The following is a 20,011-nucleotide window of genomic DNA, read 5'->3' as shown; positions in this document are numbered from 1 at the left end:
TTTATTTTCTTTTTTTTAAAAAACTAAAAAGAGCAATCAATATTCCTAAATCCGAAAATATTGTGGTTAAAAATGCATATGAAAAAACTATCAACCCAATTAACCAAATATAACTACTTGGAACATTGATTCTTAATATTAAGACAATTAATATTAAAAGAAGCATAGATACACCTATAATACCAATATCTACATATGTCCATATCAATTGTGAAAAATGCCTATTCAACTTAAATCTGCCTTTAATTATATCAAAATAGGAATAGGGTCCATCTCCGATATATTTTAAAGGGAACTTATTAGCAAGTACTATTACAATCTGTGGTCGTTTAGCTATCCCCTTAGTATAATTCTGATATGATTTATCAACGGAATACTCATACTTCATAAAATATAAATGAACTTTAAATGCTTGTATATTTTTCATTTTTGATGAAACAATCGGCACCAATAGTGCTATAAGAATAATTCCAAACAATTTCCACCTTTTTGGGAAAGTCTGATACAAATAGTAGAACAAGAAAATAACTAGGAATAATTTAGATAAATTTGACTCTCCGTAAAGAATAGCAAATGATAAATATACGACTACTAACAAGGGATATTTAGTAATCTTCCTCTTATCATTTTTAAGTAATATCCGCATTATTACTAATAATAGAAATAGTCCCAGAGCATGATCTGCCTTCAAAAAAAAGCTTCCAAACATAAAATCAAAATCAGCTATGTATTGTCTACTTCGATTAAACTTAATAAACAAAGGAAATCCATAATGTTGAATTAACATTATTGGAAACTGTAATAAAGATATCTTAAAAAAGATATCATCTATCGATGTTGAAGTTATATACCCCTCTCTCTGATTTATTTTAAAAAACAGATAAACTCCTAAAGGCAATAATGAAAAAATAGAATATATTAGAATCTTCTCTAAAGAAACACCATTAATAGCCCCACTAGATATAATTACAAGCTCAAATAAACATAAAATTATAATTAAGCTGTCAATGAAAAACTTTCTTTTTACTACTATGTAAATGATTATAAAAAAGTAGAAAAATAATAATATTAAGAATGTATAAATTGTATTAGGAATGCCAAAGAAAAATTGTAATATACCACCAATGCCAAAACAACACAATAAAATAATAAAGAAAAAAAATCTGTATATCTTTTTTAGACTTAGCATTAAACAAGCTTTTTAGAATCAATTACTCCTTTTAATACATTTTTATATTTTCTCAACCATTTTTGGTCATTACTTAACAGTATAAAAATCATGATCAAATACAAATACTTATTAATTGAATATATTAATTTGGATTTTACAAATTTGCTCTCAAAGTATACATTGTTTCTTACAGAATAATAAATAGCATCAAAGGAATCGGTTTTATGAAATCTAGTCCTAAACTTAGTTGACATATTTCTTAAATGAAAAGATTTTTCTAAATCGTCTATTTTGCTATCCAATATCAAAAATATGCTACCTCCAAAATTTATTCTATAAGAAAACTCATGATCATCGGCATAAAGAAAAAAATCCTTTCTAGGAAATCCAATTTTGTTAATTAATTCCTTGTGAAAAAACATTCCTCCATATGGTGCAACTAAAACTTTTCCAAATTTAATGTCTTTTCGTCCAATCACATTATTACTATTCTTTCTTTTAAATAGATGGAATCCTAGAAATGAATTATTATAGCCAAGCATCAAATCAGGAATTCCTTTCTGTACCGATAACTTATATAACTCTCTATCATTTCGATATGATAAAAGGCATAAGTCTCGATTTCTAAACTTAAACTTGTTACATATAAATTTATAATACTTCTTTAAATAATCTAATGCATCATATTCAGGTAGATTATCATCATCCAATAGCCATAAATAATCGGAATCCGTTGAAATGGCTAATCTAATACCCTCATAAAATCCATAAGCTGATCCCTTATTATTTCCTAAAAAATGGACATTTATATTTGAAATATTTGCGAGTTTATTCAGTTTTTTTAAACTTTCTGACCCAACACCGTTTTCTATGATAATTATTCTAAACACATCGATTTCTAACAATCGATCTATTACTTTTTCAAAATATTGATACCTCTCTCCGTAGGTCACAAGTACTGCGCAAACATTCATCTAATCCAAATATAATTCTACTTTCATTCTCTGTCTTAAAAGTTTATTCGGTTGGATATATGGATCCATTTTACCATCTATATTAAAAAACTGTATTTTACTACTTTTTGAAAGTTTCAAATAGTCATTTGTAGAAAAAAATCTCCACATTAAATCCCCTGGAATTTGAATTCTTTTTTGTCCATACAAAAATGTAATTCTATCTATTTTCATCTCTACCTGCATTGGATTATCACCTAAATCTATTCTTAATTTATTAGGATAATTATTATCAAAACTAAATTTCAAAGTATCATATGAACTGGTAGTATGAAATGAATCTACCTTTTTGATATTGTAAACAAATGGATCTTCTTCATTAAAAACATAATATATTTCTATTTTATTCTTAATCTCACTAAATGCAATTACTTCAATAGAAAATTGCTTTATACACTTTTCATGAGAACATCCATAAAAAAGAAAAATTGAAGTTATCAACGATACATATTTCACTATATAGTAACTTTATATTAATCTATATTTTCTACAACCAAAATACAATATTAAACAACCAAATAATTCAACCAACACATTTACAAAGGATAAAGACATTAAATTTATCTCGTTGAATATATATAGTCCAAAAACTAGAATAATATATAGAATTGCGGATAAAATGACACTTTTACTAAAATAATTAATATAACCAATTGGAATTAATAGTTGTAATCCGAATATACTACTCATGGCAACAATCGGGATTGTCAAGGCCAAAATTTTTAATACATCCAAAGAGGGAAGCATTCCTTCACCTCCTAAGAAGAGAATAAAATACTTGCCAAAAAACAATACTAATAACATAGATGTTACATTAAAAAAAAAGGAATATTTGAAAAATTTATGTATAAAATTAATATCCTTATCCAAACTAATTTTAGGTAAAATAACTTGGCCTGCGATCTTTATTGGCACTTTGATCGCAGTAATAATTTTTTCAGCTAAATCGTAATATGCAACATATCGCATTCCAGATAATTGCCCTAATATTAATTTATTAGTTCCTAGATATGTTTTAACAGAAAACTCTGAAACAAATATTGGAATCGCATCCTTAAAAAATTTAAAAACTCGGCTAAATTTAGGCAATATTAGAGTTAATCCATTTTTAACAAAAATAATATATAATGAAATTAACGCAGTTACCAGAGCACAAAACCCATTTATTAAAGGAATTCGTAAATAATGCGATTTTTCTTTAACAAAAAGAAAAATGGCTACAAAGAAAATTATACGACCAACTAGGGTGATTATAGTAATAAATTTCATCTCTTCTATACCCTGAAAATACCAAACGGGAAATAATAATTCATTTAAACATAAAGAAAAAGTAAATAACAACAATAATTGATTTTGTGATCCCTCAAAAGATAGGCTCATATAAATCAAAAGAATCCCAAAAGAAAGCAAAGTTAAAAATGATTTAATAGCATATACAGCACTTATGATTTCAGAAAGATTTTCGGCATTATCCCTGTTAACACTTACTTCTTTTGTTGCTGTAATGTTAAATCCAAAATTTATAATTATAACAATATACCCGATAATAGTCTGTGCGTATATGACATTTCCATAAGTATCTTCGCCCAAAACCTTTATTAAATATGGATAAATTATTAAAGGTATTAAAATATTTATCAGTTGTATTACACTCAAATAAGAAAAATTCTTGAGTAACCTGATGTTTCTAGAAACTAAGTCTACTATTTTATCCTTCATAGATTCAAAAAGTATCCAAAAACCACTCCACGGTATTTTTTAATCCTGCTTCAAAGGTAACGGTTGGCGCGTAATGCAACAAGCTTTTTGCCTTTTCTATAGACGCTAAAGAATGTTTTACATCGCCTTTACGCTCGGGTCCGTAAACCGGAGTTTTCGGCACTTCAAATCCGTTGGCTTTTAGGTTGATTTTGATCTCTTCAAACAATTCGTTCAAATTGGTATTATCGCCACAAGCCACATTATAAACTGTGTTTACAGCCTCTTTATTGTCTGTTAACGCAGCTAATTGATTCATCTGAACCACATTGTCAATATACGTGAAATCACGGCTGTGTTCTCCATTTCCGTTGATAATAGGAGCTTCACCAGATTTCATCAAATTGATAAATTTTGGAATCACCGCTGCATAAGCTCCATTCGGATCTTGTTTTGGCCCAAACACATTGAAATAACGCAAACCAATGGTTTCAATTCCGTAAGTTGTTGCAAACACCTTTGCATATAATTCGTTCACATATTTGGTAACGGCATAAGGCGATAACGGATTTCCAATGATATCTTCCATCTTTGGTAAATCTGGGTGATCACCATAGGTAGAAGAACTTGCAGCATACACAAAACGTTTCACTCCATTTTCTTTAACAGCCCATAACATATTCAAAAAACCGGAAATATTTACCTCGTTACTTGTAATGGGATCGTTAATGGAACGCGGAACTGAACCCAATGCTGCTTGATGCAACACAATTTCGACATCTTTAGTGGCTTGTAAACAAGTGGCTAAATCCCGAATATCACCTTCAATAAACGTAAAGTCAGGATTGTTAAAATGCTTTTCAATATTCTTTTTATGTCCGGTTACCAAATTGTCTAAACAAATAACTTTGTTGTTTTGGGTGAGCAACACATCTACAAGATTAGATCCTATAAATCCGGCGCCTCCAGTGACTAAAACCGTTGTATTTTCAATAATTCTACTAGGCATTTTGATATTTTTTTAAGCAATTTGCTAAACTTTTTTTCCAAGCCGGAATTTGCATTTTAAATTCATTTTGAAAGCTTTCAGCATTTAATAAACTGAAACTTGGTCTTTTTGCAGGAGTTGGATAGTCTGAAGCCGGAATTGGATTCACTTTCATTTCTTTTCCTGCTAGTTTGAAGATTTCCGAAGCAAAATTGAACCAGGAAATTTTTCCTTGATTGCTGAAATGATACACACCAAAATTTTCACTTTTTGATTTGATCACCGCTACAATTCCTACTGCTAAATCCATCGCATAGGTTGGACAACCAATTTGATCTGCCACAACGTTTAGCTCATTTCTAGATTCTGATAAACGCAACATGGTTTTCATAAAATTATTTCCAAATTCTGAATATACCCACGACGTTCTGATGATGAAATATTTTTTCAGCAACTCTTGAACATATTGTTCTCCTTTCAATTTAGAAGCTCCATAAACACCAATCGGATTGGTAATATCCGTGGGCAAATATGCGTTTTCATTTTCTCCATCAAACACAAAATCCGTAGAAATATGAATCAGTAATGCATTGTGTTTTTTACAATTTTCAGCTAGAAACTTCACTGCTTCTGCATTTACAGCATAGGCATTTTCTATATCCGTTTCGGCTTTATCAACAGCCGTGTACGCAGCACAATTGACAACAATATCAACTGCATTGTTTTCAAAAAACTGTTGAACTTTTTCAGCATTGGTGATATCTAAATCTGCCGAACCAGTAAACATCCAATTCCATGAAGTTTCAAGTTTTGCCACTTCCTGCAAACATTTTCCTAATTGTCCGTTGGCGCCTGTAACTAAAACGTTCATGGTTTTATTTTTTATAGTGAATCGGTTGCTAATCCTTTTTTCAAGATGCTTTTTACATCAAAAATGATGGTGTCCTTGGCTATGGTTTCCCAATCGTATCCTAGAAATTCTTCATGCCCAACAGCAACGATAATTCCGTCGTAATTTTCAATCGCTTCCGAATGTACTTCAATACCATATTCATGGGTGATTTCTTCATTACTTGCAATCGGATCATAAATATCGGCTTGAATACCAAAATCTAATAATTCCGAATAAATATCAATCACACGTGTATTTCTAATATCCGGACAATTTTCTTTGAACGTGAAGCCCAAAATAAGCGTTTTAAAGCTCGTTGCATCTTTCTTGGAACTCAATAGATGTTTGATGTATTTTTTCACCACCTGAGCGCCCATATTATCGTTAATACGTCTTCCGGCAAGAATTACTTCAGGATTATGCCCTAAACTTTGCGCTTTGTACGTTAAATAATACGGATCCACACCAATACAGTGTCCGCCAACCAAACCAGGTCTAAACGGCAAGAAATTCCATTTGGTTCCGGCAGCTTCTAAAACCTCCAGAGTATTGATGTTCATTTTATCAAAAATCATGGACAGTTCATTGACGAAAGCAATATTGAGATCACGTTGTGAATTTTCGATCACTTTTGCAGCTTCAGCAACTTTTATGGAAGACGCTTTGTGCGTACCCACCTTAACAATAGATTTATACAGTTGATCTATTTCTTCAGCAATTTCGAGTGTGCTTCCCGAAGTTACTTTGACAATATTATGAACGCGGCGTTCTTTATCTCCCGGATTAATTCGCTCCGGAGAATAACCACAATAAAAATCAGTATTGAATTTTAATCCGCTAATTTCTTCTAAAATAGGCACACAAACTTCTTCGGTACAACCCGGAAAAACAGTAGATTCATAAATAATGATATCCCCTTTTGAAATCCATTTGGCCACTTCTTTAGAAGCTGAAATAATAGGCGTTAAATCGGGTTTTTTATATTGATCTATCGGCGTTGGAACCGTGACAATATACACCGAAGCCTGTTTTAAATCTTCTGGATTTGACGTATACTGAAGCGTTTTTGCTTCTTGTAATTCAGCCTCGCTAACTTCTAGCGTTGCATCATGAAAATTTTGAAGATCGGCAATTCTTTTCTGATGAATATCAAAACCAATAACTTGATAGTTATTTTTTGAAAATTCAACAGACAAGGGAAGACCTACGTATCCCAAACCAATAATTGCAATTGTCTTCATAAAAGAGATTAGAATTTAGCGTTTTCAAAAGTAGGCAATTCGGCATCTTTTTCCGATAATAAAACCTCATCTTTTGCCAACATCCAATCGATATCTAAAGTTGGATCGTTATAAATAATTCCGCCTTCGGAAGCTTTGTTGTATAAATTATCACATTTATAACTGAATTCAGCCGTGTCGGAAAGCACAGCAAAACCGTGACCAAAACCACGTGGAACAAACAATTGCTTTTTATTTTCTTCGGAAAGAATTAGAGAAAAATACTGCCCAAAAGTTGCTGAATCTTTACGAAGATCCACAGCAATATCCAAAACAGTTCCTTTCAAAACACGAACTAATTTTGCTTGTGCGTGTTCACCTCTTTGGTAATGAATACCTCTTAGAACCCCTTTTTGAGACCCTGATTGATTATCTTGAACAAAGTTTACAGCCAAGCCTGTTAACTCTTGAAACTTTGATTGATTGAAACTTTCAAAAAAATATCCTCTTGCATCTTCGAACACGGTTGGTTCTATCACAAAGCAGCCTTTTAATGCTGTTTCTATTGCCTTCATGTACTATTATTTATTTAAAATTTCTTGTAGATTGATTCCATACCCACTTTTCATGAGTGGAGCTGTAATTTTGGCTAACTGTTCCTTGGAAATATAGCCCATCGTATACGCTACTTCTTCTATAGAACCAACTTTTAAGCCTTGTCGCTCTTCTATTACTTGAACAAATTGCCCGGCTTGCATTAACGATTTAAATGTCCCTGTATCTAACCAAGCGGTTCCGCGATCTAAAATGCTCACAGTAAGTTTTCCTTGCTCTAAATATGCTTTATTGATATCGGTAATTTCTAATTCTCCACGGTGACTTGGTTGTATATTTTTAGCGATTTCAACTACGGAATTATCATAAAAATAAATTCCCGGAACTGCGTAACTAGATTTAGGTTTTTTTGGCTTTTCTTCGATAGATAATACATTTCCTTCATCATCAAAATCTACTACACCATAACGCTCGGGATCGTGTACATGATAAGCGTATATGATTCCGCCATCTGGATTGTTATTTGCTTGTAATAGCTTAGCCAAACCACTTCCATAGAAAATATTATCGCCTAAAATTAAAGCAACTTTATCATCGCCTATAAAATCTTCACCAATAATAAACGCTTCTGCCAAACCATTAGGAGCTTCTTGCGTTGCGTACTCAAAAGTACAGCCAACCTTGCTTCCGTCTCCTAACAACTTTTGAAAAAGCGGTTTGTCTTGCGGTGTAGAAATGATTAAGATTTCTCTAATTCCGGCCGACATTAACGTTGAAATGGGATAGTAAATCATAGGCTTATCATAAATAGGCATTAACTGCTTACTTACGGCAATGGTTAGTGGATGTAAACGTGTTCCCGATCCTCCTGCTAATACTATTCCTTTCATACTTTATCGGTTTTTGTACATGGTATTGTAATAATCTCTGTAATTTCTAGAAGTGATATTTTGCAACCACTCTTGATTATCTAAATACCAGTCTATAGTTTTGGCTAATCCTTCTTCAAAAGTAACCGAAGGTTTCCAGCCTAATTCTTTGTTTATTTTTGTTGCATCTATCGCATAGCGTCTATCATGCCCAGGACGATCTGTAATGTAGGTAATCAATTGTTCGGAAGTTCCAGCTTCGTTCCCTAATTTTTCATCCATCAACTTACACAACAATTTAATCAAATCTATGTTTTGCCACTCGTTAAAACCGCCAATATTGTAGGTTTCTTTTTGAATTCCTTTGTGAAAAACCAAATCGATAGCCACTGCGTGATCTTCTACAAAAAGCCAATCTCTGGTGAATTTTCCATCGCCATACACGGGCAATGGTTTTTTCTCAACGATGTTATTGATAAACAACGGAATTAACTTTTCAGGAAACTGATTTGGCCCATAATTATTTGAACAGTTGGTAACTATGTACGGTAATTTATAGGTTTCCCCATAAGCGCGTACAAAATGATCTGAGCTTGCTTTGGAAGCTGAATACGGAGAATTAGGATCGTACGAGGTAGTTTCTTCGAACAAACCGGTTTCTCCTAGAGTTCCATACACCTCATCGGTACTAATGTGATAGAATAATTTTCCTTCGTAATTATCTTTCCAATGTTTTACACATTCGTTTAAAAGATTTACGGTTCCAATTACATTCGTTCTTACAAAAGCCAATGGATCTTTTATGGAACGATCTACATGTGATTCGGCCGCTAAATGAATAACACCATCAAACTTATATTCTTGAAATATTTGAGCTAAAAAATCAGCATCTGTAATATCTCCTTTTAAAAAGGTATAATTGGCAGCGCTTTCTACATCTTGTATGTTTTCTAAATTTCCGGCGTAGGTCAGTGCATCTAAATTGTAAATATGATATTCAGGATATTGATTTACAAATTGCCTAACAACGTGTGAACCTATGAAACCTGCGCCACCAGTGATGAGAATATTCATTTATCGTGTGTATTTTTTTAGGAATGTGTTCAACTGAACTAAAAGTAAAAATATCAATAATATTCCTACGAAAAAAATCGGTAATATAAACTTATAACTTTTAGAAACTTTAGTCACTTTAATTCCCTTTTCAGGTAATTCTGCTAATATATTTATTGCTGATTCTGTGAATACTTTCTTCTCATTTAAATTAACAAGACTTTGCCTAATCTCGTCTATTTGTAATAATAATTCAATTTCTCTCTGATTTTTGGTCCCTTCTCCCTCTGAGAGACTTATACTAGTCCCTGCGTTACTATTTCTAGCAGCTTCTATCAAAGATTTTTGATAGACCTTTTGTAAAGAATCTATCTCTACTAATTGCTTTTTATAAAGTGAATCTTGTAATAAAATATTTGCTTTTTCAACATCAGATCTTTTTCTAAAAAAACTAGTTTTTTCAATTGAATTAACAATTTGATTTTCCATTTTCTTTGCAACGGTATTATCACTACTAAAAATAGTTATTCTGTGAAACACTGCATCAAAATCTGTTAAGCTAGATTCAAAATCATCATAATCAAAACTCTGTCTTGTAATTGTGTCTAAATTTCTAACAAAATCATCAAATAATTTTAATTTCTGTTTTTTATCAAAGAATGGTACAATTTCTATACTCAATATTTTACCAGCTTCTTCAGGTGCTATTTTCATCTCCTTAGCCAACGATAAGCTATCCCTGGAATCAGTCAATTCGTTATAGTAAGCAATATTGTTATACAACTGTTCTGCACTATCAAAATTTGGCTGAACAATCATAGACGATTCATATACTTTTGATTTTGAATGATCAAAAAGTCCTCCTCCAATAAAACCAATGGCAGCGGCGATTAAGAAATAAACCAGATTCTTCTGTACAAGAATTAATAACGAAATAAAAAGATGGAAAAGCCATTTGAAAAACTTACCAATGGTTTTAAAAAATTTTTTTATACCTCTTCCGAAGTACGAAAAAAGTTGAATAATATCTATCTCGTCTGAGTTATGATTAGGTTGGGTTGGTTGGTTACTCATACGTTTTGGTAATTAACTTAATATTTGATCTAAAATCTTAATTGTAATTAAATAAGTAGGTTTTACACCCGTAGTCCCAAGACCACCAGATGCCAAAGTACTTCCAGTTTCCAAAGGATTATCAGAAGCGTAATAAGCATACCGTACTTTTACATCTTCTCTAATACTTTTTCTAATTTTGGAAGCAGATTGAATTGCTTTTTGATAATGTACTCCTTCCATCTCTAAACCAATTACATTCCAGGTAGAATCATGGAAAAACTTTAATACATCTTTGTTTTGAAGTGAGGTTCCAAGAACAGTAATCATAGAACCTTCAAAAACCTTTAAATCATTGCCTTCAAAATCTGATGCACACAACTCATTCTCAAAAGGATAATTATCTGCCGTACCTTCAAAAATATGTGCATTCGGAATCATTAAATCTCCTTTTCCGCCTTCTAGAATTCCTGCTTTACCCATTATGGAAACCGAATCTATATTTAGAAAAGTAGTTTTTTCTTCTTCAATATAAGGTTTTAAAAACTCATCAATGGTCTCATAAGCTTGTTCACCAAATGCATAATCCATAACGAATAAAACCGGTTTATCATCTTCTGATGTTTCTTTGCTTGGTTTGAATTTACTCTTGGTAAAATCAATTTTTGCCGTATCAAAAATTTGAACGTCAATATTTGTCCCAGAAGTGTCATCAATGGAAATCATTCCATTTTTGTGAGCAAAGTCTTTTACTTTTTTGCGTAAACTATCATTATCAGCTTTACTCAAGGCTTCATACAAAGCAAAATCTGATTTGTTTTTAAACTCTTTTCCAAGAACCTGATCTGCGTAAATAGAGTTCATTACACTGTGCATATTTGCACTAATAATGTGAATTGGACGCTGTAACAATCCGTTTTTCTTTAAAACTTCTTTGATGTTATTTGCCCAAGCTTCTCCATGAATATGATGCCCTAAACGTTCACGTAAAACGGAACTAAAGGTAATAGTACGCTTATCATTGTAAACGATTTCTTCTATAGCTATTTTTCCTAACCAGTATATGACATGTAGAAAACGTTCTGGCTGCTTTTTGGTAGTGAATGTATTATGTGCGCTTAAAATTTCTTCAAAAGTTCTTCCTAATACATTTCCTAGGTGCATAAAAGCAACTTCTCTTTCCGCCTGCGTTAATTTACCTTTTTGAACAGCGGCTTCAATTTTTTCCCAATCACGCGTGGTTTTTCCTTCTTCGTTAATTAAAACCTTGTTTGCGATTTTGTGTGACTCAACGAAAAGAAACGTTAAGTGGGTAAGAATATCGTAAATATCTGAACGCCCTCTGGTAATTTCGATATTCATTTGCTCATCGTCTATACGATAGCAATTTCTTCTTCTTTTTGGTGGAACAATTGGCGAAAAATGTGATTTATCATAGCCCTCACTTGAGGTTAAATTAATAAATCTACACTCTTCTATTCCGTCAGGTAAACGTTCTAAAACGTATACCAAACCATTAATTTCTGCTTTTTCATCTGCAATGGTCCCGTAAATTTCTGGTCTTAAAAGCAATAAAGATTCTCTTAAGGTTTCTCCTGAAATTCCCATAGGTTTATAAAATCCACGATTAAAAAGGTGGCGCATGGTAATGTACATGCGTTCTATGGCTCCGGTTGACTCTTGTGCTCTTGTTTGTTTAATGGTACTTGTAGTGTTCATGCTTTTTTTGAGGAACAAAAATACAGGTTAATTTTTAATTGTGCGCAACTTTATAATTTGATAATACATCTGCTATCTTACGGTCATTGGCTAAACGCTGTACTTTGTTTTGCCCGCCTAGCTTACCTATCGATTTCATATATAACGAAAAAGCATCTTGCTGTACCGGCGTTATTTTTAAGGGTTGCAATACTTTTCCTGTGATTAAATCATCATAATAGGTATTTTGCAATTGCATTGCTTTATCAATTTTTGAAGCAAAAGCAACTAAATCTTCTGGAGCTTTTTCAAATGCAATAAACCATTCATGGTATGGCAACCCACTTTCTGGCGTAATTTGTGGCGCAACGGTAAACTCATTCACACGAATATCGGTATCGTCTAAAGCTTCTTTTAATGCATATTCCACTTCTTTGGCTATAACATGCTCTCCAAAAGCAGAAATGTAATGTTTTATTCTTCCAGATACAATGACTCTATATGGTTTTAATGAAGTAAACTGAACGGTGTCTCCCACATTGTAACTCCATAATCCTGCGTTGCTAGAAATAATCAACACATAGTTTACACCTAGCGTTACATCTTTGATGGTTATACGTTCTGGATTTTCTTCAAAAAAATCATCGGCTTTTATAAATTCATAGAAGATTCCTGAATTTAACAATAGTAACATTCCCTTTTCCTTCTGTGAATCCTGAAAAGCAAAAAATCCTTCACTTGCCGGAAACAACTCAATACTAGGAACGCGTCTTCCTATCAAATTTTCAAATTTTGCTCTGTAAGGTTCAAAATTAACACCTCCGTAGATAAAGAGTTTAAAGTTTGGAAAAACATCGCCAACTTTCTGTTGAGTTTTCTCTTGTAGCTTTTCAAAATACATTTGTACCCAAGAAGGAATTCCGCTTATCACAGACATGTCTTCCTTCAAAGTTTCATTTACAATTGCATCTACTTTGGTTTCCCAATCATCTATACAATTGGTTTCCCAACTTGGCATTCTATTTTTCTGTAAATATCCTGGAACATAATGTGCTACAATTCCTGATAAACGACCTAGTTTTACTCCGTTCTTTTCTTTAAGAATTGGACTTCCTTGTAAAAAGATCATTTTTCCGTTTACAAAATCAGATTCACCACTTTCATCAATATAAAACAGAATTGCATTTCTAGCAGCTTCTATATGTGAAGGCATAGATTCTTTGGTGATAGGAATATATTTTACGCCGCTTGTAGTACCCGAGGTTTTAGCAAAATAAATGGGTTGGCCCGGCCATAGAATATCTTTTTCTCCTTCAACTACCTTTTCTACGTAAGATTTTAAATTTTCATAATCCCGAACAGGAACCTGCTTCTTAAAATCTTCATAGGATTTAATCGTATTGAAGTGATGATCTCTTCCAAACGCTGTATTCTTTGCATTCTCTATAAGATTTGCAAAAACTTTTTCTTGTGCTTCAATAGGGTTTTGAATCCACTTTTGAGATTTCGCTACAATTCGTTTTGCAAAAATTTTGGCCGCTAACGATTTAAGTGACATAGTCTATTATTTAAAATCGATATATAATGTTGGGTCTATTGGATACCCGTTGTTCCAAAGTTCAAAATGTAAATGTGGACCGGTAGTTAATTCGCCAGTGTTACCCACCGTAGCAATTACTTCGCCCGATTTTACAAAATCTCCCTGAGATTTGTTCAAAGAAGCATTGTGTTTGTACACAGAAATTAATCCGTTGGCATGCTCAATTATCATTACATAACCAGTTTCTGATGTCCACTCTGCAAAAACAACTCTACCATCTGCAACTGCTTTTACAGGCGCATTTGCAATGGCAACAATATCTACAGCATAGTGTTTTTCTTGTGGATTAAATTCTTCCGAAATACTTCCATTTACAGGAGAAAAAAGTACAAAATCCATTGTATTTTCTTCAGCTCCAGAAAAATTAAATCTATCTTCATTAGCCACTTCTTCTCTCAACAACGAATCGGCTTTATTAGGTTCAAAATCCAACTCGATCGTTCCTGTTTCTTGTCCTTCGGGAACTGAATCTTTAGTTACCTGATATGGCTGTAAATCTCCGGTAAGTACTTTTCTTATAGATTCCAGATAGCGTTCGTTTCTAGCTAATTCATTCTTTAACGAATCGGTTTCTATCATCAACTGTGTAGTTTCTCTTTTCAGTTTTACTGAAGGATACCCGGGAATATATTCACGCAAAGGTGTAAACGCAATTAGTACCGTAGTAACGGCAATCAAGAAAACCGCCGAAATAGAACCTATTACAAAAACATTTAATCTATTTAGTTTGAAAGAAATTTGTTCTTCAAAAGTATCTTCATTTAAAATGATCAACCGATATTTATAGATCCACTTTTTATGGAGTTTTTTTCTTCTGGATGATTTCTCTTTCTTCATGGAAACAAATATAGGTAAGCTTTTTTTCTTTGACTGCTAAAACTAAAAATATCATATTTAACGTATATATTCTATATTTGTTTTTTAACTTTGCTTTATTAATTACTTATTATGATGGATTTATCAATTTTTCTAGGAATGGTTGGAGTACCGCAGGTTATCTTAATTGCAGTAATTTTATTACTGTTGTTCGGAGGAAGAAAAATACCTGAGTTGATGCGTGGACTAGGAAGTGGAATCAAAGAATTCAAAGATGCTTCTAAGAACGATGAAGACGACAAGCAATCTAAACCTGCTAGTAACAAAGAATAATCACGTTTGTTGATTTAAAAGAAATAATAAAGCCATACTGTAAAAAGTATGGCTTTTGTTTTTTTAGTCTATCATAGAAAGTTGAATGCGTTTTCTGGCAATATCTACTTCTTTAACGGTTACCATTACATGTTGATGTAATTGCACTACCGAATTGACATCTGAAATAAATTCATTGGCCAATTTAGAAATGTGCACCAAACCGCTTTCTTTGATACCTATATCTACAAAACAGCCAAAATTGGTAATGTTATTTACAATTCCGGGAACTTTCATTCCGGCTTTTACATCATCTATTGTTCTTAAATTCTTATCAAACTCAAACACTTTGGCTTTTTTCCTTGGATCTAAGCCCGGTTTTTCTAATTCTGATACAATATCAGTCAACGTAAGCATTCCCACCTCATCAGAGACGTAATTGCTTAATTTTATTTTTTGAATCAACGCCTTGTTGCCAATCAATTCTGAAACTGATACTTTTTGATCTTTCGCCATTTTTTCAACCAACGCATAACGCTCTGGATGCACCGCTGAATTGTCTAACGGATTTTTAGCATTGGTAATTCTGAAGAATGCCGCACTTTGTTCAAATGCTTTGTTCCCTAATCTGGCAACTTTTAGCAATTCTTTTCTGGAAGTAATTCCGTTGTTTTCAGTTCTGTATTTTACAATATTATCGGCTAGCGTATTTCCAATTCCGGAAACATAACTCATCAACGGTGCACTGGCGGTATTTACATTTACACCCACGGTATTCACACAACTCATCACTACCGTGTCTAATTCTGATTTTAATTTGGTTTGATCTACATCGTGTTGGTACTGCCCTACTCCAATTGCTTTCGGATCAATTTTCACCAATTCTGCCAACGGATCTGCCAAACGACGCCCAATAGAAACCGCTCCACGAACCGTAACATCAAACGAAGGAAATTCGGCTCTTGCAATTTTGGAAGCAGAATATACCGAAGCTCCGGCTTCATTCACTATAAAAACTTGCAAATCTCTGTCAAAAGCAATCTTTTTAATAAAAGCTTCGGTTTCACGTGAAGCCGTTCCGTTACCAATTGCAATGGCTTCTACATCATATGCATTGACCAAACTTTTGATTTTTTTGATCGCCATTCCTGTTTCGCGCTGTGGTGGATGCGGATAAATATTTTCGTTGTGTTTTAAATCACCATTTTCATCTAAACAAACCACTTTACACCCACTTTTAAAACCAGGGTCAATGGCTAAAATTCGTTTTTCTCCCAACGGAGCCGCTAATAATAACTGACGCAAATTGGTAGAAAACACATTGATGGCCGAAGCATCTGCTTGGTCTTTGGCTTCCTTCAACAATTCATTGGAAATGGCCGGATGCAACAAACGTTTGTAAGCATCTTCTATAGCTTTAAAAACCTGATTGGTGCTGCTTTCTACATCGGTTTTTACAATAAGATCGTCTATAATATCTAAGGCTTCGTCTTTTTCAACCTCTACTTTTACCTTTACAAAACCTTCGTTTTCGGCACGTTGCATGGCCAATAATCTATGCGAAGGAACTCTGGAAACCGATTCACTCCAATCAAAGTATTGTTGGTATTTCTGAGCTGGTTCTTCTTCCTTTTTTGCTTTTACTACTTTGGAAGTAATCACTGCTTTTCGCTGGTATAACTTTCGAAGTTTGTTACGCACCCATTCATTCTCATTAATCCATTCCGCCATAATATCTCTGGCGCCTTGCAATGCTTCGTCCACAGAAGCTACTTCTCCTTTTACAAAACGTTTGGCCGTTGCTTCCACATTGGCATCTTGCTGTTTCATAATGATTTTTGCCAAAGGCTCTAAACCTTTTTCACGTGCTTTTGCTGCTTTGGTGGTTCGAGCTTTTTTAAATGGCAAATACAAATCTTCTAACTGCACAAGCGTGGTTGCAGCATCTATTTTCTGAGCTAATTCAGGCGTTAAAGCCTCTTGCTCTTCAATAGCTTTTTTGATGGTTTCCTTGCGTTTTTGCAAATCTTCAAAAGCTGTTTTCAGTTTGGCTATGTCTCCTATCTGAACCTCATCAAGATTACCGGTCATTTCTTTTCGGTAACGCGAAATAAACGGAATGGTACAATCTTCTTCTAACAGTTTTATGGTATTCTGAATACTCTTTTCCGGTAGTTTTAGGTGTTGTAAAATATAGGAAAGTGTGGTCATGTAAATTCAATTTTTAAAAGGATTCCAAAGATAACAGAATTGTAAGGTTTATATTAATTCAATAAAAAAATCCTGCCGAAAATGGACAGGATTCCTTCTTATAGTATTTCTAAAAATTTATTCTTTATACTTCTCAGCGTCAAAATCTTCATCATCTTTAAACTTGATTGATTTTGCAATAGCTTCCAGTTCAAACATATAATCTCTTTTGTCTATTGAAGGCGCAAAAACAAAACCTTCTAACACTATGTATCTATTGTTTGGTTTGTCTTCAATAAGGTAATTTACATAAGGACCTCCCATTAAGAAATTTTTCATTTCCCATAAACCTTTGCTTTCTATTGCCGGTCTATTATCTATGGTTGTATGCGTGATACTTGGTGCAAAAGCCTTTTCGGTAACCATCCACATTCTATCGGGATCTCTACCAGGAATGTTGGCTTTTCCAATAGAATCTTTCATTTTCACAAGAGCATCCGATAGTGTTGAATCCTTTGGAATACTGTTATATGGCACTTCATACACTAACAATCCTCCTTCATATTTTTGAATTTGACGTTTGATCCAGAAGAATTTATCTTTTTGAGTGGTAATTCTATAAACTATAGGCAGTTTTAAAGTAATACCAAACTCATCTAGCAGTTCCTTTTCTTTAATTTTTGAGCTACGCATTCTACTTTGTTGCTCTAGCAATTCATGCTCTTTAAAGTTTTTGATCATCGCCTCTGCATTCTGATCTAATAGCTTAATGATTTCATCTTCAGAGCTTCCTTTAACCACAGCAACTTGCTGTGGAGTTGCGTACAAATCTTCTGAAATTCGAGCTACATTTTCTTCTGAATTCTGAATTATCAGTACGTTTCTTCCAATTCTTGTATTTCCTGTAAATACAGAAGGAGGCAATTGGTTCAAAGAAAAAATGGGTTCTTCCGTAGCTAAACCATCTACAGGTCTTGCAAAAAGTTCACGGATTTTATCTCCTACTTTTCCGTTCCACATGGCATTGTTGATCACTACAGAAATAGAATTCATAGTTCCTATGGAAGGCGGTCTATAGTCTTTTTCTTTGGTGGTTTCACATGCTTGCAAAACAAAAAGGGCCATTACCAAAAAAAGAAGTTTTCTCATTATATCAAATTATAGTTTTAGGTATCTAACAATTGCACAATTTTAGTTTTGTGCCTAATTTTAGATTTGTACTGCTAATATCATTCCAAAGTTTGATTTGTTCAACAGTAATTCCAGGATATTTTTTTGCAATGCTCCATAAAGAGTCTCCTTGTTCTACAATATGAAACTTTGCATTTTTTCCTGAAGTTACTTTACTCGATGTTGACTTTTTTTTGGTCTGTGACACTTGCTTTGGAATTCTCCTAGGGTAAATTACTAATTTTTGACCAATTCTAATGTTGTTATTTCGTAAACCATTCCAACGCTTAATGCTACTGACTCTTACGCGATAGCGCTGCGCAATTTTTCCTAAAACATCTCCAGATCGAACTCTATAATATATTTTAGAATCTTGATCAAACAGTTGTGGCATTGGTTTTTCTTTCTTGGCTAATTCTGCTTTTACGTGAGCATAAATACTATCTTCATTTGCCACAAACTTTCCTAAGGATGCTTTTGGTAATCGCAAAGCATATTCTTTCCCTTTGATATTTGGAATAATATCTAGCTTATATGAAGGATTGAAAAACTGAATTTCTTCCATTTCAACACCTACCAATTCTGAAATCTGATCGAACGTAATTAAATTCTTAACACGAACAGTATCGGTTTCAAAATAAGGAAAAACAGTTCTTTTAGGTTTAAAACCATGTTCTTCAGCATACTCAAAAATATACATAGTAGCTAAAAAATAGGGAACATACCCCGCTGTTTCACGTGGAAGAAATGGACGTAGATTCCAATAGTTTTGGTATCCGCCAGAACGACGAATGGCTTTGGTTACATTTCCCGGACCCGAATTATAAGCTGCTAAAGCCAAATCCCAATCGCCAAAAATCTTGTACAATCTTGCTAAAAACTGAGCCGCAGCTTCTGTAGCTTTTACAGGATCGCAGCGCTCATCAACATAACTGTTTACATTTAAGCCATATACTTTTCCGGTTTGAAACATAAATTGCCATAAACCTGTTGCTCCAACTCTAGATTTTGCCGTAGGATTTAAGGCTGATTCTACAATAGCCAAGTATTTTATTTCTAATGGAAGATCGTATTTATCTAGTTTTTCTTCAAACAGCGGAAAGTAATAGTCGCTAATACTCATTAAGCGTTCTAAAGATTTTCTACGATGTTTTAAATAGGATTTAATGACTCTTTCCAACTCTGGATTATAAGAAATATTGAAAGGCGTTTTTTGATCTAGTAATGCCAATCTAGCTTTCAATGTATCTGTTGGTAATGCATCGTAATCTACATTTTCATCAAAATCTGTTTGAGTAATCTCATCTTGCATTTCGTTGTACAGCTCAGAATTGTACAATTCTTTTAGCCATAAACTATCCATTTGGTAGGCAAGTTCAACATCTATAAGCCTATAAGCGCCGTCTATTTTTGTAAAATAACGTTCGGTTTCTTCAGCCTTTAAAGTATCTAATTTTACAGGATTTTCTAGTCCTCGATTATAAATTACAATAGAATCGTCTTCTTTTTGGTTTTGCTCGGTTGGGGTTTGAGCATGTATAGCAAACGTCATTAAAGCCATACCAAACGCGCAAAAAATCTTCATAAATGGGTTTGAATTTTTTAGGAGATTTGACATCAATTTGCCAAAAATCGGTTTTTTTGGGAGAACTATTTCCCTTCTGAATGTTAAAAATAAAAAACCTTGCCGCTAAGCAAGGTTCTATTTTTTGA

Annotated in this window: 18 protein-coding genes; 1 reads left to right on the top strand and 17 read right to left on the bottom strand. The window is 33.3% G+C overall.

Annotation, left to right across the window (positions count from 1 at the left end; translation table 11 throughout):
- Window position 1: 1 nt before the first annotated feature.
- Genes BM383_RS00655 through BM383_RS00590 form a run of 14 tightly spaced genes read right to left on the bottom strand, consistent with a single transcriptional unit; the run spans window position 2 to window position 14,647 of the window.
- Window positions 2-1,189, bottom strand: coding sequence for a hypothetical protein (locus tag BM383_RS00655; RefSeq protein WP_093021535.1), 1,188 nt, complete (start codon window positions 1,187-1,189; stop codon window positions 2-4).
- Window positions 1,189-2,145, bottom strand: coding sequence for a glycosyltransferase (locus tag BM383_RS00650; RefSeq protein ID WP_093021532.1), 957 nt, complete (start codon window positions 2,143-2,145; stop codon window positions 1,189-1,191). Before BM383_RS00650 ends, BM383_RS00655 begins: the two co-directional genes overlap by 1 nt.
- Window positions 2,146-2,640, bottom strand: a complete 495-nt coding sequence (locus BM383_RS00645; protein WP_093021529.1) for a hypothetical protein — start codon at window positions 2,638-2,640, stop codon at window positions 2,146-2,148.
- Window positions 2,641-2,652: 12 nt separating this feature from the next.
- Complete coding sequence (locus tag BM383_RS00640; protein WP_093021526.1) at window positions 2,653-3,903, bottom strand: oligosaccharide flippase family protein; 1,251 nt, start codon at window positions 3,901-3,903, stop codon at window positions 2,653-2,655.
- A gap of 4 nt (window positions 3,904-3,907) precedes the next feature.
- Window positions 3,908-4,891 (bottom strand): SDR family oxidoreductase, encoded by a 984-nt coding sequence (locus BM383_RS00635; protein WP_093021523.1) that lies wholly within the window; start codon window positions 4,889-4,891, stop codon window positions 3,908-3,910.
- The gene (gene rfbD, locus BM383_RS00630; RefSeq protein WP_093021520.1) at window positions 4,884-5,741 is read right to left on the bottom strand and encodes a dTDP-4-dehydrorhamnose reductase; all 858 of its coding nucleotides are present in this window, start codon (window positions 5,739-5,741) and stop codon (window positions 4,884-4,886) included. Before rfbD ends, BM383_RS00635 begins: the two co-directional genes overlap by 8 nt.
- A gap of 11 nt (window positions 5,742-5,752) precedes the next feature.
- Window positions 5,753-7,003 (bottom strand): nucleotide sugar dehydrogenase, encoded by a 1,251-nt coding sequence (locus BM383_RS00625; RefSeq protein WP_093021517.1) that lies wholly within the window; start codon window positions 7,001-7,003, stop codon window positions 5,753-5,755.
- Between the two features lie 8 nt (window positions 7,004-7,011).
- Complete coding sequence (gene rfbC, locus BM383_RS00620) at window positions 7,012-7,557, bottom strand: dTDP-4-dehydrorhamnose 3,5-epimerase (RefSeq protein ID WP_093021514.1); 546 nt, start codon at window positions 7,555-7,557, stop codon at window positions 7,012-7,014.
- 6 nt (window positions 7,558-7,563) lie between these two features.
- Window positions 7,564-8,427 carry a glucose-1-phosphate thymidylyltransferase RfbA gene (rfbA, locus tag BM383_RS00615; RefSeq protein WP_093021511.1) on the bottom strand — a complete coding sequence of 288 codons (864 nt, stop codon included), beginning with the start codon at window positions 8,425-8,427 and terminating at the stop codon, window positions 7,564-7,566.
- A gap of 3 nt (window positions 8,428-8,430) precedes the next feature.
- On the bottom strand, window positions 8,431-9,480 hold the full coding sequence (gene rfbB / locus BM383_RS00610) for a dTDP-glucose 4,6-dehydratase (RefSeq protein WP_093021508.1): 1,050 nt from the start codon (window positions 9,478-9,480) through the stop codon (window positions 8,431-8,433).
- Window positions 9,481-10,533, bottom strand: a complete 1,053-nt coding sequence (locus BM383_RS00605; protein WP_093021506.1) for a GumC domain-containing protein — start codon at window positions 10,531-10,533, stop codon at window positions 9,481-9,483. It lies immediately after the preceding gene.
- Between the two features lie 12 nt (window positions 10,534-10,545).
- Window positions 10,546-12,231: a DUF6909 family protein gene (locus BM383_RS00600; RefSeq protein WP_093021503.1), complete on the bottom strand. Its 1,686-nt coding sequence runs from the start codon at window positions 12,229-12,231 to the stop codon at window positions 10,546-10,548.
- Window positions 12,232-12,265: 34 nt separating this feature from the next.
- Entirely contained in the window at window positions 12,266-13,768 is a 1,503-nt protein-coding gene (locus tag BM383_RS00595) for a GH3 auxin-responsive promoter family protein (RefSeq protein WP_093021500.1), read from the bottom strand.
- A gap of 6 nt (window positions 13,769-13,774) precedes the next feature.
- On the bottom strand, window positions 13,775-14,647 hold the full coding sequence (locus BM383_RS00590) for a M23 family metallopeptidase (RefSeq protein WP_093021497.1): 873 nt from the start codon (window positions 14,645-14,647) through the stop codon (window positions 13,775-13,777).
- A gap of 111 nt (window positions 14,648-14,758) precedes the next feature.
- On the opposite strand from BM383_RS00590, the gene tatA reads away from it, so the two are divergent.
- A complete protein-coding gene (gene tatA, locus BM383_RS00585; RefSeq protein WP_093021494.1) occupies window positions 14,759-14,959 on the top strand; it encodes a twin-arginine translocase TatA/TatE family subunit in 201 nt (66 codons plus the stop codon).
- Window positions 14,960-15,022: 63 nt separating this feature from the next.
- Here the strand turns inward: tatA and BM383_RS00580 are convergent, their stop codons facing one another.
- The 3 genes from BM383_RS00580 to BM383_RS00570 form a co-directional block, all read right to left on the bottom strand.
- Complete coding sequence (locus tag BM383_RS00580) at window positions 15,023-17,149, bottom strand: Tex family protein (RefSeq protein WP_093021491.1); 2,127 nt, start codon at window positions 17,147-17,149, stop codon at window positions 15,023-15,025.
- Window positions 17,150-17,266: 117 nt separating this feature from the next.
- On the bottom strand, window positions 17,267-18,277 hold the full coding sequence (locus BM383_RS00575; RefSeq protein ID WP_093021488.1) for a DUF4837 family protein: 1,011 nt from the start codon (window positions 18,275-18,277) through the stop codon (window positions 17,267-17,269).
- Between the two features lie 25 nt (window positions 18,278-18,302).
- Window positions 18,303-19,883: a LysM peptidoglycan-binding domain-containing protein gene (locus BM383_RS00570; protein WP_093021485.1), complete on the bottom strand. Its 1,581-nt coding sequence runs from the start codon at window positions 19,881-19,883 to the stop codon at window positions 18,303-18,305.
- Window positions 19,884-20,011 lie beyond the last annotated feature (128 nt).

The organism is Pustulibacterium marinum, from assembly GCF_900116665.1.
GTDB lineage: Bacteria > Bacteroidota > Bacteroidia > Flavobacteriales > Flavobacteriaceae > Pustulibacterium > Pustulibacterium marinum.
Note: the sequence above shows the minus strand (reverse complement) of the source record. Positions and strands in the feature narration are given on the sequence as shown.